The organism is Streptomyces sp. NPDC005438 (assembly GCF_040606315.1).
Classification (GTDB): domain Bacteria; phylum Actinomycetota; class Actinomycetes; order Streptomycetales; family Streptomycetaceae; genus Streptomyces.
The window spans coordinates 87,108-104,841 of sequence record NZ_JBEXEP010000004.1; the positions used below are offsets into that span (position 1 = coordinate 87,108).

General features: G+C 72.6%; 16 protein-coding genes. 11 read left to right on the top strand and 5 right to left on the bottom strand.

Features of this window, described 5'->3' with window-relative positions:
• Positions 1-59: 59 nt before the first annotated feature.
• Entirely contained in the window at positions 60-401 is a 342-nt protein-coding gene (locus ABZT14_RS10675) for a metalloregulator ArsR/SmtB family transcription factor (RefSeq protein ID WP_356299470.1), read from the bottom strand.
• Positions 402-675: 274 nt separating this feature from the next.
• Positions 676-2,289, bottom strand: coding sequence for a methionine--tRNA ligase (metG, locus tag ABZT14_RS10680; RefSeq protein ID WP_356299472.1), 1,614 nt, complete (start codon positions 2,287-2,289; stop codon positions 676-678).
• 164 nt (positions 2,290-2,453) lie between these two features.
• Between metG and ABZT14_RS10685 the strand changes: the two genes are divergently transcribed.
• Positions 2,454-3,575 (top strand): DUF2332 domain-containing protein, encoded by a 1,122-nt coding sequence (locus ABZT14_RS10685; RefSeq protein WP_356299474.1) that lies wholly within the window; start codon positions 2,454-2,456, stop codon positions 3,573-3,575.
• A 55-nt stretch (positions 3,576-3,630) separates the two neighbouring features.
• Here the strand turns inward: ABZT14_RS10685 and hisC are convergent, their stop codons facing one another.
• On the bottom strand, positions 3,631-4,710 hold the full coding sequence (gene hisC / locus ABZT14_RS10690; RefSeq protein WP_356299475.1) for a histidinol-phosphate transaminase: 1,080 nt from the start codon (positions 4,708-4,710) through the stop codon (positions 3,631-3,633).
• A gap of 148 nt (positions 4,711-4,858) precedes the next feature.
• Between hisC and ABZT14_RS10695 the strand changes: the two genes are divergently transcribed.
• From ABZT14_RS10695 to ABZT14_RS10710, 4 genes are all read left to right on the top strand, one after another.
• A complete protein-coding gene (locus tag ABZT14_RS10695) occupies positions 4,859-5,029 on the top strand; it encodes a hypothetical protein (RefSeq protein ID WP_356299477.1) in 171 nt (56 codons plus the stop codon).
• A gap of 505 nt (positions 5,030-5,534) precedes the next feature.
• On the top strand, positions 5,535-6,656 hold the full coding sequence (locus ABZT14_RS10700; protein ID WP_356299478.1) for a LacI family DNA-binding transcriptional regulator: 1,122 nt from the start codon (positions 5,535-5,537) through the stop codon (positions 6,654-6,656).
• A 433-nt stretch (positions 6,657-7,089) separates the two neighbouring features.
• Positions 7,090-8,436, top strand: coding sequence for a metallophosphoesterase (locus ABZT14_RS10705; RefSeq protein WP_356299480.1), 1,347 nt, complete (start codon positions 7,090-7,092; stop codon positions 8,434-8,436).
• 438 nt (positions 8,437-8,874) lie between these two features.
• Positions 8,875-9,852: a hypothetical protein gene (locus ABZT14_RS10710; protein WP_356299481.1), complete on the top strand. Its 978-nt coding sequence runs from the start codon at positions 8,875-8,877 to the stop codon at positions 9,850-9,852.
• Between the two features lie 382 nt (positions 9,853-10,234).
• Here ABZT14_RS10710 and ABZT14_RS10715 read toward each other — a convergent pair whose 3' ends face one another.
• Positions 10,235-10,879, bottom strand: a complete 645-nt coding sequence (locus ABZT14_RS10715) for a class I SAM-dependent methyltransferase (protein WP_356299483.1) — start codon at positions 10,877-10,879, stop codon at positions 10,235-10,237.
• Between the two features lie 136 nt (positions 10,880-11,015).
• Here ABZT14_RS10715 and ABZT14_RS10720 point away from each other — a divergent pair, with 136 nt between their 5' ends.
• The gene (locus ABZT14_RS10720) at positions 11,016-11,603 is read left to right on the top strand and encodes a helix-turn-helix domain-containing protein (protein ID WP_356299484.1); all 588 of its coding nucleotides are present in this window, start codon (positions 11,016-11,018) and stop codon (positions 11,601-11,603) included.
• A 14-nt stretch (positions 11,604-11,617) separates the two neighbouring features.
• On the opposite strand, the gene ABZT14_RS10725 is transcribed toward ABZT14_RS10720, so the two are convergent.
• The gene (locus ABZT14_RS10725; protein ID WP_356299486.1) at positions 11,618-12,709 is read right to left on the bottom strand and encodes an NAD(P)/FAD-dependent oxidoreductase; all 1,092 of its coding nucleotides are present in this window, start codon (positions 12,707-12,709) and stop codon (positions 11,618-11,620) included.
• 284 nt (positions 12,710-12,993) lie between these two features.
• On the opposite strand from ABZT14_RS10725, the gene ABZT14_RS10730 reads away from it, so the two are divergent.
• The 5 genes from ABZT14_RS10730 to ABZT14_RS10750 all read left to right on the top strand — a co-directional run bounded on the left by ABZT14_RS10730 (position 12,994) and on the right by ABZT14_RS10750 (position 17,581).
• Positions 12,994-14,262, top strand: a complete 1,269-nt coding sequence (locus ABZT14_RS10730; protein ID WP_356299487.1) for a GAF domain-containing protein — start codon at positions 12,994-12,996, stop codon at positions 14,260-14,262.
• A 135-nt stretch (positions 14,263-14,397) separates the two neighbouring features.
• Positions 14,398-15,915 (top strand): aldehyde dehydrogenase family protein, encoded by a 1,518-nt coding sequence (locus ABZT14_RS10735; protein WP_356299489.1) that lies wholly within the window; start codon positions 14,398-14,400, stop codon positions 15,913-15,915.
• Positions 15,915-16,328: a DUF779 domain-containing protein gene (locus ABZT14_RS10740; RefSeq protein WP_356299490.1), complete on the top strand. Its 414-nt coding sequence runs from the start codon at positions 15,915-15,917 to the stop codon at positions 16,326-16,328. The genes ABZT14_RS10735 and ABZT14_RS10740 overlap by 1 nt, the downstream gene beginning before the upstream one ends.
• Positions 16,329-16,508: 180 nt before the next feature.
• Complete coding sequence (locus tag ABZT14_RS10745) at positions 16,509-16,859, top strand: PadR family transcriptional regulator (protein WP_356299492.1); 351 nt, start codon at positions 16,509-16,511, stop codon at positions 16,857-16,859.
• Positions 16,856-17,581, top strand: coding sequence for a hypothetical protein (locus tag ABZT14_RS10750; protein WP_356299494.1), 726 nt, complete (start codon positions 16,856-16,858; stop codon positions 17,579-17,581). Before ABZT14_RS10745 ends, ABZT14_RS10750 begins: the two co-directional genes overlap by 4 nt.
• Positions 17,582-17,734: the final 153 nt, after the last annotated feature.

The window sequence follows — 17,734 nt, forward strand, 5'->3', positions numbered from 1 at the left end:
GTCCGCTCGGGTGGGCAGCAGGCTCCGTACCCGGGCGGCCAGGGCGGCCACCGGGCCGCTCACGGTGCGGGGACCTCGGCGTCCCGGAGTTCGGCCAGCAGCGCGTTCTGGTCGGCGAGCATCTCGGTGAGGATGCGCCGGGCGGCCCGCATCAGTTCCGCCACGTCGCCTCCGGCCAGCTGGTAGACGACGGTGGAGCCCTCCCGGGTGGAGGTCACGATGCCGGAGCGGCGGAGGACGGCGAGCTGTTGGGAGAGGGCGGCGGGTTCGATCTCGATGACGGCGAGGAGGTCGCGTACCGGTTGGGGGCCGTCCTGGAGAAGCTCCAGGACCCGGATGCGTACGGGGTGGCCCAGCATCCGAAAGAACTCGGCCTTGGCCTGGTACAGCGGAACCGGCATGGTCGGGCATCTCCTCGTCGGCGGCCCCGGGGCCCGGGGCGGGTGGCCGGACTCATCATGTATGCGATTGCAGAACTTTGCAATTCGGCAATCCAGCACGACACCCCGACCTGGCGGAACGCCGGCCCTCGGATCGGTCAACTCCCCGGTAGGTCCCGGGAGTCGGCGCGGCTCTCGGTCACCGGCGGCGCACGGTCACCCGCCCCGGACAGCCGTCAGGGCCACGGTTTCCGCCGAAGACGGTCACCGTGGCCCTGGACGCGCGGGGTCGGGGTCAGCTCTTGGGCTCCTCCAGCCGGGGGAAGAGCACGGCGCCCTTGGTCACCGTGGCTCCGGCGGGGAGCTGGCCCCAGCGGCCGGCGGCGGCCAGCGGCTGGTCGGCCAGCGGGCCGAGGTGGGCCTCGGCGCCGAGGGAGTCCCACAGCTTCTGGCTCGACTCCGGCATCACCGGGTTGAGCAGCACGGCGCAGGCGCGCAGCGACTCGGCGGCGGTGTAGAGGATGGTCGCCAACCGGCTCTGGGCGTCCTCCGAGGAGTCCTTGGCGACCTTCCAGGGCTCCTGTTCGGTGAGGTACAGGTTGACCTTCTTGACGAAGTCGAAGATCGCCAGAATGCCGCCGGAGAAGTCGAGCTGTTCGCCGACCAGTTCGTCGGCCCGCTCCACGGTGGTGTGCAGCGCGTCCACCAGGGGCTGCTCGTCCGGGCCGTGGTGGCGGGACTCGGGGAGCTGGCCGCCGAAGTACTTGCCGACCATGGCCGCCACCCGGGAGGCCAGGTTGCCGTAGTCGTTGGCGAGTTCGCTGGTGTAGCGGGCGGTGAAGTCCTCCCAGGAGAAGGAGCCGTCCTGACCGAAGGCGATGGCCCGCAGGAAGTACCAGCGGTACGCGTCCACCCCGAAGTGCTCGGTGAGCTGCTGTGGGGAGATGCCGGTGAGGTTGGACTTGCTCATCTTCTCGCCGCCGACCATCAGCCAGCCGTTGGCGGCGATCTTGCCGGGCAGCGGGAGGCCGTTGGCCATCAGCATGGCCGGCCAGATGACCGCGTGGAAGCGGAGGATGTCCTTGCCGACCAGGTGGACGTCGGCGGGGAAGGTCTGGTCGAACCGCTCCTGGTCGCTGCCGTAGCCCACGGCGGTGGCGTAGTTGAGGAGGGCGTCGATCCACACGTAGATGACGTGCTTCTCGTCCCAGGGGACCTTCACGCCCCAGTCGAAGGTGGAGCGGGAGATCGACAGGTCCTCCAGCCCCTGCCGTACGAACTGCACGACCTCGTTGCGGGCCGACTCCGGCTGGATGAACTCGGGGTGGGCCTCGTAGTGCTCCAGCAGCCTGGGGCCGTACTCGGAGAGGCGGAAGAAGTAGTTGTCCTCCTTCAGCATCTCCACCGGCTTCTTGTGGATGGGGCAGAGCTTCTGTCCGTCGAACTCCCCCTCGCCGTCGAGGAGTTCGCCGTAGCTCTTGTACTCCTCGCAGCCCACGCAGTACGGGCCCTCGTATCCGCCGGCGTAGATCTCGCCCTTGTCGTAGAGGTCCTGCACGAACTCCCGCACGCGGGCGGTGTGCCGGTCCTCGGTGGTGCGGATGAAGTCGTCGTTGGCGATGTCGAGGTGTTCCCAGAGCGGTTTCCAGGCCTCCTCGACGAGCTTGTCGCACCACTCCTGCGGGGAGACCCCGTTGGCGTCGGCGGTGCGCATGATCTTCTGACCGTGCTCATCCGTGCCGGTGAGGTACCACACCTTCTCGCCCCGCTGGCGGTGCCAGCGGGTGAGCACGTCGCCCGCGACGGTCGTGTAGGCGTGGCCCAGATGGGGAGCGTCGTTGACGTAGTAGATGGGGGTGGAGACGTAGTACGCCTTGCGCCCCTGCGCTTCGTTTCCTGTGGCCGCCATGGGCGAAATCCTATCGGTCCGGCCGGACCCCCGGCCTCCCGATAACCGGGTGCGGGCCGGGAGCGGAGGGCGGACCGCCGTACGGAGGCGGGGCCTTGACCCCGGTCGGCGGCGGGCGCAGCATCGGATGATCGATCATTCAGGGCGGGTGTACGGAGGTACGGGTGTCCGAGACGGCTGGTGACCGGGCGGCACGGATGGTGGAGCACCAGGCCGAGGCCTGCCACACCCTGGGCTCGCCCCTCTACGGCACCCTGCTGGAACGGGTCGCCCGGGACGTACGCCGAGGCGGCCCCTGCGCCCGGGTGCTGGCCGGACACGAGGGAGCACCCGGCCCGGACGCGATCGCCCTCCGGCTGCTGGGCGGGGCGCACGCCCTGGCACTGACCGGGCGGGCGCCCGAGCTGGCCGCCCACTACCCCAGCGCCGGGGGCCACTTCGACCCCGCGCGCCCCGACGCGGCCTGGCCGGCGTTCCGGGCGGTGGCCGAGGAGCACCCCGAGTGGCTGCGCGACTGGCTGCGGCTGCCGCCCCAGACCAACGAGGTGGCCCGGGCCACCATGCTGGTCACCGGGCTGCTGTGGACGCTGGACCAGCACCCGCCACCTGCCCAGGCGCCGTACCGGGTACGGCTGTTCGAGCTGGGCTCCAGCGCCGGGCTGAACCTGCGCGCCGACCACTTCCGGCTGCTGGCCGGGCGGGACCCGGCCGACGACGGGGGCTTCGCCCACGGGCCGGCCGACTCCCCGGTACGGCTGGCGCCGGCCTGGGCCGAACCCCCGCCGCGATGGCTGCGGGAAGCGGCCGAGCTGCGGTGGGAGGTGGTGGAGCGGCACGGCTGCGACCCCGCGCCCCTCGACCCCCGCACCCCGGAGGGCGCCCTGCGGCTGCGGTCCTACCTGTGGCCGGACCAGTCGGAACGGTTCGCACGGCTGGAGGGCGCCCTCCAGCTGGCCGGGCGGGTGCCCGCGCGGGTCGACGCCCTGGGCGCGGCCGACTTCCTGTCCGGGGTGGAGCTGGCGCCCGGCACGCTCACCGTGGTGTGGCACTCGGTGATGCGGCAGTACGTGCCGGCGGCCGAATGGGCCCGCGTGGAGGGGGAGTTGACGCGGCTGGGCCGGGCCTCCGGGCCCGACCGGGGCTTCGTCCACCTGGCGTTCGAGCCGCGCAGGGTGGGGGACGCGCACCGCTTCCAGCTCGCCGCGCGGTGGGGCACCGACGAGGTCCGCCACCTGGTCGAGGGGTCGCCGCACGGGCTGCTGGCCCGACGTCCGGTGCTGTCGTAGGGGCGGTCCGGGCCCCGCCGCCGGCCGTGACCGGGGGCCGGGGCCCGGACCGTACTCACCCGCGCTGACGGAAGGCGGCGGCTGCCTTCAGGAAGATGTCGTTGGCCTCCGGCTCCCCGACGGTCACCCGCACGCCCTCGCCGGCGAAGGGGCGGACCACCGCGCCGGCCTTCTCGCACAGCTCGGCGAACTCGGTCGTACGGTCGCCCAGCCGCAGCCACACGAAGTTGGCGTGCGACTCGGGAACCGTCCAGCCCTGGGCCACCAACTCCCGGGACACCCGGGCCCGTTCGGCCACCAGCCCCTCCACCCGCTCCAGCAGGGCGTCCTCGGCGCGCAACGAGGCCACCGCCGCCTCCTGGGCGAGCTGGCTGACCCCGAAGGGCACCGCCGTCTTGCGCAGCGCCCCGGCCACCCGGGGGTGGGCGACGGCGAAGCCCACCCGCAGTCCGGCCAGCCCGTAGGCCTTGGAGAAGGTGCGCAGCACACAGACGTTGGGGCGGTCGCGGTACAGCTCGACGCCGTCGACGACCTCCTCGTCGCGTACGAACTCGCGGTACGCCTCGTCCAGCACCACCAGCACGTCACGGGGCACCCGGTCCAGGAAGCGCTCCAGCTCCGGGCGACGGATGGCCACCCCGGTGGGGTTGTTGGGGTTGCAGACGAAGATCAGCCGGGTGCGGTCGGTGACCGCGTCGGCCATGGCGTCCAGGTCGTGTTCCTCGTTCTCGGTCAGCGGGACCTGGATCGAGGTGGCGCCGGAGATCTGGGTGATGATCGGGTACGCCTCGAAGGAGCGCCAGGCGTAGATCACCTCGTCGCCGGGGCCGGTGGTGGACTGGAGCAGCTGCTGGGCCACACCCACCGAACCGGTGCCGGTCGCCAGGTGCTCCACGGGCACCTGGAAGCGGCGGGACAGCTCCGCCATCAGCTCGGTGCAGGCCATGTCGGGGTAGCGGTTGAAGGATCCGGCGGCCCGGGTGACGGACTCCAGCACCCCGGGCAGCGGGGGGTGGGGGTTCTCGTTGGACGAGAGCTTGTAGGCGACCGGACCGCCGGACGCGGCCGGCTTCCCGGGCTTGTAGGTGGGGATCCCGTCCAGCACCGCCCGCAGTTTGGGGGTGTTCTCACTCACCGCGTCCTCCTCGACCCGTGCGTCAACGTGCCCTTCTCGTTCACTCTATGAGCATGGCTCCCCGGGGCGTACCCCCGAGGTGCCGGGGCCTCGATCAGCGCCCGAGAGCCGGAGCGCGGCGGACTGGCAGCGGACTGTGGGGGTGGCGATGGGTGGCGAGACACCCCGCGAGGGTGAGGAACGGCGGGCCTGGGGCCCGGAGGACGGGGGCGATCCGGCCTGCTGGCTGTCCCGGGTCTGCCCGGAGTGCGGGCTGCTGGCCGAGGTGGACCCACCGGTGCGCTGCGCCCGCTGTGGGGCGCTGGTCGGGGAGGACTGAACGGGGCCGGCGGGATGCCCGGGCCGGTGCCGCATCGGGTGTCGGGCCGGGCACCGGGTCGGGCCGACAGGACACCGGGGAGGCGCTGAGCTGCGGCGGGACTGACACCGTGGCGCGTCCGGGTGGGACCGGACGTCCGGTACGCCCCCGGGGCGGGAGCGTCCGGGGTGGTTCCGGGAGCGAGGGGTTCCCGGGGCGGGGTGGGCTCGGCCCGCGGCGACGTACGGCTACGTACGACGAGGGCGGCGGGGCGCGGTGTGGGGGTGCGCGCCCCTTCGCACGCGGTGGCGCGCTCCCTACATCGAATGAGCCGGAAGGGCCCGAGCGCGGCCCGCTCACCTGGCGTTCGTCCTCTGACAGACTTCTCGTCACCGGGGTGAGCGGTGCCTCCAACTCCCGGTCGGGCAAAGGCCGTTGGCATTTGATGGCACTTGGCCGGTTGACCACCTACGGTTCGGGGGCATTCTCACGCCGACACCCCTTCTCGTGCCACGATCGATGGGCCATGACAGCAGCAGAGAAGCATCAGGTGGGCCGATCACGCGGCCCACGCAGACGACGCCGCCCCGACGGCCGCGCCGGTATCCGTGATGTGGCGGCAGCCGCCGGGGTCTCCATCACCACCGTCTCCGATGCGCTCAACGGCAAGGGCCGACTGCCCGAAGCCACCCGCACCCACGTCCGCGAGGTCGCCGAACGCCTGGGCTACCGCCCGTCGGCGGCGGCCCGCACCCTGCGTACGGGCAAGTCCGGGCTGATCGGCCTGACCGTCACCACCTACGGCGAAGAACCGTTCACCTTCACCGAGTTCGCCTACTTCGCGGAGATGGCCCGGGCCGCCTCCTCCACCGCCCTGTCCCGGGGGTACGGGCTGGTGCTGTTGCCGGCCACCTCCCGCAACAGCGCCGTGGACGTGTGGTCCAACGTCGCCCTGGACGGCACGGTGGTGATCGACCCCTCCGACCAGGACCCGGTGGTCACCGAGCTGTCCCGGTCCGGGATGCCGGTGGTCTCCGACGGCCAGCCCGGCCCCTCGCTGCCGGTGACCGCCTGGGTGGACCACGACCACGAGGCCGCCGTCACCGGGCTGTTGGACCACCTGGCCTCCTCCGGGGCCCGCCGCATCGGGCTGCTGACCGGCACCAGCACCGACAACTACACCCAGCTGTCCACCCGCGCCTACCTCGACTGGTGCGCGCGTTTCGGCCAACGGCCGGTGTACGAGGCGTACCCGGCGCACGACCCGGCCGCCGCCGCCGAGGCAGCCGAACGGCTGCTGGCAAGGCCGGACCGGCCGGACGCGGTCTACGGGCTGTTCGACCCCAACGGCACCGACCTGCTGGCCGCCGCCCGCCGGCACGGGCTGCGGGTGCCGGACGACCTGATGCTGGTGTGTTGCAGCGAGTCCACGGTCTACACCGCCACCGACCCCCCGGTCACCACCCTGTCCCTCCAGCCGGACCGGGTGGGCAACACCGTGGTGCAGTTGCTGATCGACGCCATCGAGGGGGTGGAGTCCCGGCAGCCGGTGGGCAGGATCATGCCCACCCACCTGATCGTCCGCGCCTCCTCCCAGCGCCGTACGCGAACGACCGTGCAGCCTCCCCGGCCCCCCACTCTCGGGTGAATTCCGGCCGCCGGATCGCCTCCGGGCGACGGCGTCCGACACCGCGCCAGGAGCGTCCCGAACGAGGGCGGGCGTCGTTCACGCGAAGGGGAAGGGGCGGGAAACACCACGTTGCGCGGGGGGCTCGCCAACGAGCGCGCCGTCCTGATCCCGCCCCCAGACCGAACATTTCAGGATGAATTCATGGCCTGTTCGCCCCGGGCGTCAATTGGCACCCCCCTGGTGCGTCACAACCGCCGCTCCGCGTTCCTATGATGGGCGCACAACACCGGGACCAGCCTCCCGACCAGGAGGCCCCTCGGCCCGTCGACCAAGGCCAACGGCCGCCCCGATCCACCATGATCCGGGGCACCGGCCTCGGAGGGTCACCACCACGGTCTCCCCGGCCCACCGGGGGGCGGGGGTAGTCCACAACGGTGCACAGCGCACGTACTTGGTGGAGGGGTCGATGACTCAGGGGGCCGGTCAGGGACCCATGGTCTTCAACGAGGGGTCCCACGGGGCCGAAGCCGGGCGGGAGCCGCACGAACACGGCGCCCCGGCTCCCTCCCACGCCCTCCCCCACCCCACCGTGGCCCACCCGACCACTCCCGGTCCGCACCCGCCCGTCGAACCGGTGCCGGGCGCGCCCGCCCCGGCGGTGTCCCCGGCGCCCCCAGCGCCCCCGGTGCCGCCCGTTCCCCCCACCCCTCCGGTGGCTCCTCCACGGGCACAGCCCCCGGCCAGCCCCGCACCCCAACCGGGCGCGACACCTCCGGCGACGCCAGCGGCGACACCGGCCCCGGCACCCCAGCCGGCCGCCGTGCCCCCGCCCCCGGCGGAGGAGCCCGACCCCGACTACACGCCCACCGAACGGGACCTGCCGGTCATCAGCCGCGAGGACCCCGAGCGTGAGCCCACCCTGCTGGACACCCCGACCCTCGCCCCGCAGAGCGAGGAGGGCGACGGCCCGGTGTACGTGGTGGGCGACGTCCACGGGTACCTCGACGAACTGCGGCGGGTGCTGCTGGAGGTCGGGCTGATCGACGAGGCGGACCACTGGGCGGGGGACAACGCCCGGCTGTGGTTCCTGGGCGACTTCACCGACCGAGGCCCGGACGGGATCGGGGTGATCGAGCTGGTGATGCAGCTGTCCGCCGAGGCGGCAGCCGCCGGCGGCTACTGCAAGGCCCTGATGGGCAACCACGAACTGCTGCTGATCGGCGCCAAGAGGTTCGGGGACACCCCCGTGCAGTCCGGCGCCGGAACGGCCTCCTTCCAGGCCGCCTGGCTGCTCAACGGCGGCCAGCGCACCGACATGGAGCGGTTGGAGGAGCGGCACATCCAGTGGATGACCAGGCTGGACGCCATGGCCCTGGTCGAGGACCACCTGCTGCTGCACTCCGACGCCTCCTGCTACCTGGACTACGGCAACAACATCGAGGCGGTCAACGACGCGGTCACGGTCGCCCTCCAGCAGCTGGACGCGGACACCACCTGGGACCTGTTCCGCAAGTTCACCAAGCGGTTCGCCTTCCGTGACGAGGAGGAAGGGGTCGCCACCGCCAGGGAGTTGCTCTCCACCTTCGGCGGGCACCGGATCGTGCACGGCCACAGCCCGATCCCGTACCTCACCGGCGAGGTGCCCGAGGAGGGCGACGACACCCCGCCGACCGTGCGCGGCCCCCACGTGTACGCCGACGGGCTGGCCGTGGCGATGGACGGCGGGGTCACCATGTCCGGCAAGCTGCTGGTCACCCGGCTGCCCCTGGAGGACGAGGAGTCCCCGGCCGAGGCGTAGGGCCCGCCCCTGGCCGTACCCGTGTGCCGCGTCCGACTCCCGCTCCGCCCCGTTCTCGGGGCACCAGGCTCAGGGGGCACAGGGGGCACACCGCATCGGAACGGCCTCACCGGTCGCACCGTGGGGGGCCGTCAGGCCACCGGCTCGGTACGGCACGACGACGTTCCGTGAGCGCCCGGGGCCCCGCGTCCGCGCGCACAACGGGGCAACGAGCCGTCAACTCCGCGCATTCCGGGCCGAATCACGGTAGGTACACCGCCAATTTACGTAAACACCCTGTCACCAGGGGCAGTTTGCGGCCTACCATCGATCGTGCCGTAGCGAGCTTCCCTCTCCTTCCGCCCGCCCCGCGGCCCCGACCCCTGAGAAGAGGGGACTTCGCCCCGACAACCGGCGCCGGCAGCCGGCCGGCACCACCGCCCCACGGAGCATCGGGGGATGCAGATGAACAGTGCGCGGCACCTGTTGCCCGAGGACCGACCCGAGTTCGAGCGGGTCCTCGACCTCACCCTGCGCGAAGCGCCCCAGCACCCTGAGCTGGCCGCACTCGGCCAGCGGCTCAACGCGGAACAGCTGCGCACCATGGCGCTCGGCGCCTCCGCCGCCATCGCGGCCTGCGCGGCCAGCGAGTACGGGCGCTTCGTGGCGCTGCGCGAGGAACTCCGACAACCCCGCAACGCTCCCTCGTCTTCCGGGAGTTCCTCCCAGGAGGAGGGCCGAGGCCCCGGCGGTACGGTCGCCTCCGCCGTACAGGAGGGGCTGGTCGAGGCCACGGGCGCCGGACTGACGGCCGTGATCTCGGTGTTGGCGCCCCTGCTGACCGGTGCCGCCGCGGTGATCTTCCTGGTCGTCGGTTACGCGCTGAGCGTGCTCAGCCCGGAGCCGACCCTCGCCCAGTCGATGCGGGACGCCGGCTGGGTGTTCCTGCTGCTCACCGCGCTGGGACTGCTCATCGCGGCCGGCGGCCTGCTGTTGACCGCGCTGCGCAACGGGTCCAGTTCCATCCGAGCGGGTAGGGGAGCCCCCGGAGCCGGTGGCCTGACCGAACAGGTCGCCGAGGCCCGGGAGGAGTGGAGCAGGGCGCTACGGGACCGTGGCATCCTGCCCTTCCTCGGCGAGGCGCTCAACGACGGCAGGGGCTTGGCCCCGGACAGGAGCGGCACCATGAGTGACTCCGAACTGCCCGACCCTCTGGAGGAGTTGGAGGAGCCGGGCAGCGGCGACCCGGAGGGCGAGGAGCGCCACATCCCTCGCCTGGGGTACTCGCACCCCGACTTCACCAGTCCGGCCGAGGAACCGGCCGTCTCGGAGTCGAAGGCCACGACCGCCGGCCGCCCCGAGTTCGCCAGCCCGGACTACAGCGGACCCGAGTTCACCAGCCCGGACTTCACCAGCCCCGGCGAGAGCCGCGAGTAGCGGGCACCCCGAGAGCGCTACGGGGGGCACGGTGGGGTCGTCTCCACCGTGCCCCCCTCGTACCCCTCGGCACCCCGGTCGCCCCAACCGGGTGGTGCCCCGACCCGACGGCCGCCCCCTCCGTACGACCTCAACCACCCGCCCCCGCACGGCGGTTGACCCACCGGGCCGGGGAACAGCGGGCCCGCCAGGTCCACCACCATCGGTCACCGACCCGGGGAACCGTGCACCCCGACCAGCACCACCCCACCGAGAACCCGTACCCTCCCGGACGGACGACCGGCCAGCACCGGCCACCACGAGCCAGAGCGCACCCACTTCCTCGCCCGCGCACGGTGGTTGACCCACCGGGCCGGGGGACAGCGGTCCCCCGGGCGGCCCCTCAGTCGGACTCGCCGGCACACCGCCCGGTACGCCGCAGGACCACCACCAGGTCCACCACCCGGGCCCGTTCCCCGGAGGGGCCGACGGCCTCCCGGCTCGGGGTGTCCAGCCGCTCCACCCGGTGGGGTTCGGCATCCAGTTCCAGTTCCTCGTACACCTCCCGCACGGTGGGGAAGCGGTGTTCGCCGTGCCAGCTCCAGGGCGGGGCGGAGCCGTGGTCGACGAGCAGCAGCAGGCCCCCGGGCGCCAGGGCCCGGAAGGCGGCGCGGACGATCCGGGGCCGGGGGAACTCCAGCGGGCTCTGGAGGAACTGGGCGTTCACCAGGTCGTACTCCCCCTCGGGGAGGCTGGCGGCCAGGTCGTGGTGCTGGACGTCGACACGGTCGGCGACCCCGGCGGAGTGGGCCAGCTCCCGGGTGCGGTCCAGGGCGGTCGGGGCGACGTCGACGGCGGTGACCCGCCAGCCGAGGGTGGCCAGGTGTACCGCGTCACCACCCTCTCCGCACCCCAGGTCGAGGGCGCGGCCGGGGGTCAGGTCGGCCACGGTCTCGGCCAGCGGGGCGTTGGGGGCGCCGCTCCACACCCGGGGCCGGCCGCTGTACTGGCTCTCCCAGAAGTGTTCGGTGTCCTGGATCTCGGTCACGGTGTCCTCCGTCGTGGTTCGGGCGGCCCGGGGTGGGCCGGGGATCGGTGGACCTGCCTGCTGGCAGGCGGTGGGGAGGGGCGCCGGGCGGCGCCGGTGTTGCAAGGAAGCGTGCCGTTTCGGCAACCTGGGGGTCATGGTGGAGCGAAGCGGTGAACAGGGTGGGGTACTCAACGCGGTCGGACCCCGACTGCGGGCCCTGCGTCGCGCCCGGGAGATGACGCTGGCGGAACTGGCCGACCGGACCGGTGTCAGCGAGAGCACCCTCTCCCGGCTGGAGAGCGGTGGCCGCCGGCCCACCCTGGAGCTGCTGCTCCCCCTGGCCGAGGTGTACGGCGTACCCCTGGACGAGCTGGTCGGGGCGCCGGCCACCGGCGACCCCCGGGTCCATCTGCGACCGGTGCGGCGGCACGGGATGACCTTCGTACCGCTCAGCCGCCGTGCCGGGGGCCCGCAGGCCCACAAGCTGCTCATCCCGCCACGCCCCTCCGACGCGGCACCGGAGTTGAAGACCCACGAGGGCTACGAGTGGCTCTACGTCCTGGCCGGACGGCTGTTGCTGCTGCTCGGGGAACAGCGGCTGGTGCTGAAGCCCGGCGAGGTGGCCGAGTTCGACACCCACGTACCGCACTGGATGGGGGCGGACGGTGACCAGCCGGTGGAGCTGCTGGTGCTGTTCGGCCCCCAGGGGGAGCGGGCGCACCTGCGGGCCCGTACCGCCTGAGCGGGTCCGGGCGTTCACACGGTCAGACCGTGCCGACGCTCGTCACCGCGCCGCCGGTGTAGTTCGGCCTCCTCGGCGGCGGAGAAGGGAGGCGGTGCCGTCGGGCCGTCGGCCCCCACCTCCTCGGTGATCAGGTCCATCAGCATCGCCCCGCCCGCCCGGGAACCGGCCGCGATGGCCATGGACACGTTGGCCGTCAGGTCGGTGACGTTGCCGGCCGCCCACACGCCCCAGGCCCCGGTGAACCCCTGGGGATCGGTGACCAGGTGGGAGCCCATGGGGTGGGCGGCCGGGGTCAGCCCGAGGTCGTCCAGCAGCGGGGCGCGGGCCACGAAGAGGGGGACGACGACCAGGGTGCGCAGCGGCACCGTACGGCCGGAGGCCAGCCGTACCCCGGCCAGTCGGTCCTCCCCGTCCACCTCCAGACCGGTCACCTCGCCGTCGACCAGGTCGACCCCCAGCCGGTCCAGGCGGTCACGCCGCTCCTCGGGCAGCTCCTCGCCGGTGTGCCGCAGGAAGGTCAGCCGCGAGGTCAGCCCCCGGAACATCAGGGCCTGGTGGTAGGCGTGGGGGCTGGTGTGGAGCACCCCGACGGCGGTGTCCCGGGCCTCCCAGCCGTGGCAGTGGACGCAGTGCACCACGTCCCGGCCCCACCGTTCGGCCAGCCCGGGGACCTCGGGCAGCCGGTCCACCAGGCCGGTGGTGACCAGCAGCCGCCGGGCGGTGGTGTGCTCGCCGCCCTCGACGCGTACCCGGAACCCGCCCCGGTGGCGGCGTACCTCCTCCACCCGGGCGGTGGCGATCCGCGCCCCGTAGGAGGTGACCTCCTCGCGGCCCCGCCGCAGCAGTTCCAGCGGGGGTACCCCGTCCCGGCCCAGCAGGCCGTGGGCCGCGCTCGCCGGGGCGTTACGGGGAGAGCCGGCGTCGATCACCAGGACCGACCGCCGTACCCGGGCCAGGGTCAGCGCGGCCGACAGCCCGGCCGGTCCTCCACCGACCACCACCACGTCCCAGCCGCCCTCGGGGGCCGGCGGCAGGAGGTGGCCCGCCCGGTGGTCGGGGTTCTGGGTCCTGTGGTGCGCGGGGTCGCGCGTCTCGTACGTCATACGGTCACCGTGCGGCACCCCCCGATGGGGCGGCAACGTTTCATGCCGTTCCGGCAAGTGGAGCCCGTGGGCGCGAACCCTCACGTTCCGGCCGCCCGCTCCGTAGCATGGGAGGCGGGCGGTCCGCCGTGGCGCGGTCCTCCCCAGGAGCCGTAGGACAACAGCCGTGGGACGCCTCCACCCGGATCGTGACGGTCCCGGGAGGGACGCCCCGGTACGCCGTAGCGAGCCATCCCGCGAGGTCGACGACGACCCCGCGCCCCAGGGACGAGGGTGGGCAGGTCATGGCAGCAACACCCCGAGCGACGAGCGAAGCGCCGAGCGAACTGAGCCGGCGCAGGCACCAGTTGGAGCACGAGTGGTCCCGGCTGGTGCCGGTGCTGAGCGCCGCGCAGCCGGTACCCCGACGCGGGGACGCCCTGCGGCCGGAGGTCACCGACTCCTGGGCCCGCTCGCTGCCCACCGTCGACCCCGGCCGGGACAGCGCCCCGGTGTCCGGCGAGGTCAGCCCCCGGTGGGCACGCTCCCCGCTGCGCGAACCGGTGGACGCCCTCAGCGACGAGCTGCACAGCATCGCCGACGACGCCGGCTATGTGGCGGCCGTGACCGACGAGTCCGGCACCATCCTGTGGACCCGAGGGGGCCGGGTGATGCGGCGCCGGGCGGAACGCGTCAACTTCTGCCCGGGCGGCCGGTGGGACGAGCCGGCCATGGGCACCAACGCCCTGTCGCTGGCCCTGCGTACCGGCCGGCCCCACTTCGTGTTCTCCGCCGAGCACCTGGTCGCCGCCCTGCACGGCTGGGTCTGCTACTGCGCCCCGATCCACGCCCCGGACGGCCGGGTGCTGGGCGTACTCGACCTGTCCACCACCTGGGACCGCTCCCACCCGCTGGCGATGTCCACCGTGCGCAGCCTGGTGACCACCATCGAGGCCGGGCTGCGGGCCACGCCCTCCGGGCCGGACCGGCTCTCCTCCCCGGCCCCGCCCCGTTCGCTGCGCCTCCTCGCCCTGGGCGAGGGCGAGTTGCTGTGCGACGGGGTGCTCACCCGGCTGCGACCGCGCCAGTTGGAGATCCTCACGCTGCTGGCCCTGGAGCCCGAGGGGCTCGGCGCCGAGCGGCTACGGGAGGAGGTGTACGGCCACCGGCGGGTGTCGGCCTCCACCTTCAAGGCGGAGGTGTCCCATCTACGGCAGGCCCTGGGTGGCGGGGTCACCCACCGCACGTACCGGCTGACGGTCCCGGTCACCTGTGACGCGGTGGAGGTGCTGCGTGCCCTGGAGCGGGGCGACCTGGACGCCGCGCTGCGCCACTACCGCGGCCCGCTGCTGCCCCGGTCCGAGGCGCCGGGGGTGCTGCGTTGGCGGGAGCAGCTGGAGGTGGCGGTGCGGGACGCGGTGCTCTCCAGCGGTGACCCCGAGCACGCGCTGCGCTACGGGGCGCGGGCGCCGTGGGACCTGGAGGTGCACCAGTACGCCTTGCGGTCCCTGGGTCCGGCCGACCCCCGGCGTGCCCTGGTACGGGGGCGGCTGAGCGCCGCCGCGCGGGACTGAACGGGGGCGGGGGGCCGTCGGGCCCGCCCGGTGTGGCGCCAACCTTTCGCCAACCCCGGCGGGGGAGAGTGGGGCATCTCACACGGCCGCGTCCGTGGTCCGTGACGCCCCGCACGTCCCGCAAGGAGCGCAACGATGGTGTACGCGCAGCCAGGAACCGAAGGCAGCATCGTCAACTACTCCTCCCGCTATGACAACTTCATCGGTGGCGAGTGGGTCGCCCCGGTGGGTGAGGAGTACTTCGAGAACCCGTCGCCGATCACCGGCCGTACCTTCTGTGAGGTGCCCCGCTCCACCGGCGACGACGTGAACATGGCCCTGGAAGCGGCGCACGCCGCGGCCGAGAAGTGGAACCGTACGACGACCACCGAGCGGGCCATCCTGCTGAACAGGATCGCCGACCGTATCGAGGAGAACCTGGAGAAGCTCGCGGTCGCCGAGACCTGGGAGAACGGCAAGCCGGTACGGGAGACCCTGGCCGCCGACCTTCCGCTGGCGGTCGACCACTTCCGCTACTTCGCCGGGGTGGTGCGCGCCCAGGAGGGCAGCATCTCGGAGATCGACCCCGACACCATCGCGTACCACTTCCAGGAGCCGCTGGGCGTGGTGGGGCAGATCATCCCCTGGAACTTCCCCCTGCTGATGGCCACCTGGAAGCTGGCCCCCGCGCTGGCGGCCGGCAACTGCGTGGTGATCAAGCCGGCGGAGCAGACCCCGGCCAGCCTCCTGCTGCTGATGGAGCTGCTGGCGGACGTGCTGCCGCCGGGAGTGGTGAACGTGGTCAACGGCTACGGCGCCGAGGCGGGCCGGGCGCTGGCCTCCAGCCCCCGGGTGGCCAAGGTGGCGTTCACCGGTGAGACCACCACCGGCCGGCTGATCATGCAGTACGCGAGCGAGAACATCATCCCGGTCACCCTGGAGCTGGGGGGCAAGAGCCCCAACATCTTCATGCCGGACGTGACCGCGTCCGACGACGACTACCTGGACAAGGCCGTCGAGGGCTTCGTGATGTTCGCCCTGAACCAGGGCGAGGTGTGCACCTGTCCCTCCCGGGCGCTGATCCACTCCTCGATCTACGACCAGTTCATGGGCCGCTGTCTGGAGCGCACCAAGGCGATCACGGTCGGCGACCCGCTGGACCCGGCCACCATGATCGGGGCGCAGGCCAGCAACGACCAGTTCGAGAAGATCATGTCGTACATCGACATCGGCCGGCAGGAGGGCGCCGAGCTGCTGATCGGCGGCAGCGCCCGCACCGTGCCCGGTTACGAGGGCGGGTACTACGTGGAGCCCACCATCTTCCGGGGCTCCAACGACATGCGGATCTTCCAGGAGGAGATCTTCGGCCCGGTGGTCTCGGTGACCACCTTCGACTCCGAGGACGAGGCGCTGAAGATCGCCAACGACACCCTGTACGGCCTGGGCGCCGGGGTGTGGACCAGGGACGGCAACGCGGCCTACCGGATGGGCCGGGCCATCAAGGCGGGCCGGGTGTGGACCAACTGCTACCACGCCTACCCGGCGCACGCCGCCTTCGGCGGCTACAAGAAGTCCGGCATCGGCCGGGAGAACCACCGGATGATGCTGGACCACTACCAGCAGACCAAGAACCTGCTGGTCAGCTACAGCGCCAAGAAGCTCGGGTTCTTCTGATGGCACAGCACTCCGGTGACCGTACTCCCAGGGTCGAACTGACGCCGGCCGCACAGGAGATGGTGGAGCGGCTGGAGAAGCGGCACGGACCGGTGATGTTCCACCAGTCCGGCGGCTGCTGCGACGGCTCCTCCCCGATGTGCTACCCGCTGGGGGAGTTCCGGGTGGGCGGCTCGGACGTGCTGCTGGGCCGGGTGGCCGAGAACGTGCCGTTCTGGATGAGCTCGGACCAGTACGCGTACTGGTCCCACACCCACCTGACCGTGGACGTGGTCAACGGTCGGGGTGGCGGGTTCTCCCTGGAGGCGCCCGAGGGCGTGCGGTTCCTGATCCGTTCCCGGCTGCTGACCGAGGACGAGATGGAACGCATCGCCACCGAGCCCCCGCTGCCGACCGGAACGGAGGTGAACTGACGGTTGGATCCAGCAGGTTGACGCGGTTGTTGACGTGACCGTTGCCGTGGTTGACGCGGTCGTGGTGCCCGGGGAGTGCGGCCTCTCCCCGGGCACCGCTCTGTCCGGGGCCCCGTCCGCTCCATAGCGAGCATCGCCACCTAGGTTGTATTCCTACCTAGCCTGTGGTGTCATCTAGGTATGGCAAGAGACCGCCGCGCGAGCTGGCTCAAGGGAGTGCTGGACCTGCTGGTCCTGTCCTGCCTGGTGGAAGGCGAGAGCTACGGATACGAGATCGCCAGACACCTGGAAGAGGCCGGACTCGGAAAGATCCGGGGCGGCACCCTCTATCCGGTGCTGAACCGCATGGAGGAGGCCGGACTGGTCCGCGCCGAGTACCGGGCCGCCGAACGCGGTCCCGGCCGGCGCTACTACCAGCTCACTCCCGAGGGCGAGCGGGCTCTGAGCGAACAGCGGGAGGCGTGGCTCGGTTTCCACCGTGCCGTCGCCGACACCCTGACCGGAGCGACCAGACAAGGAGCCGACTCATGACCGGTACCGGCTACTTCCCCCAACTGGCCGAGCGGATGCGGCGGTTGGAGGTGCCCGAGGAGCGGATCGACCAGCTGATCCTGGACCTGCGGACCTTCTGCGACGAGGCCCAGGCCGACCCGTCCGAGGAGTTCGGTCCGGTGGAGGAGTTCGCCGAGCGGCTGGCCACCGAGGACGCCCCGGACGCCCCCGAGGAGGACGCCCAGGAGTGGCGCTGGTCCGCCGACATCTACGTCGACCGCACCCTGCTCAACCGCTTCGGCGACCAGGGATGGGAGATCCAGCGCGTGGACCGGCTGGGCCGCTTCGTCAGCCACCGGGACCCCGACAGCGCCCAACGCTGGGAGTACCGCCGCGAGTTCGTGACCCGCCGGCAGCGGGACGCGCGGGCCGCCGAACTGGCACCGGAGGGCTGGGAGCCCTGCGGCACCTGGAGCCAGATGATGTACTTCAAGCGCCCCCTGGCCGCCACCACCGGACCCGCCGCCGAGCTGGACGAACTGCCGGCCACCCCCCGCCGCCGCACCTACCTGACCGGGAAGACCACCGCGCTGCTCACGGCCGGGATCGTCGGCTGGATCGTGGTGGTCGTCAACCTCCTGATGGGCGACACCTCGCTGCCCTCCCTGGTGGGCATGGGCGTGGGCGGCTTCTTCGGCGGGGTCCTCGGCTTCCTCGGCGTACGCCGGGAGATCCGTGAGGGTCGCAGCGCCCCCATCTGAGCGGCCCCGACCAGGGCCGGAGCGCGCCGGGCCGGGCCGGGTCGGGCCGGGGAGCCAACTCCCCACGCCGCGCCGGGAGATGAGTACCCCCACCCAGGTACGTCCTGAGTACCCGTACGGATGTCGGCCGGGCCCGGATGGCGGACCCTCAGC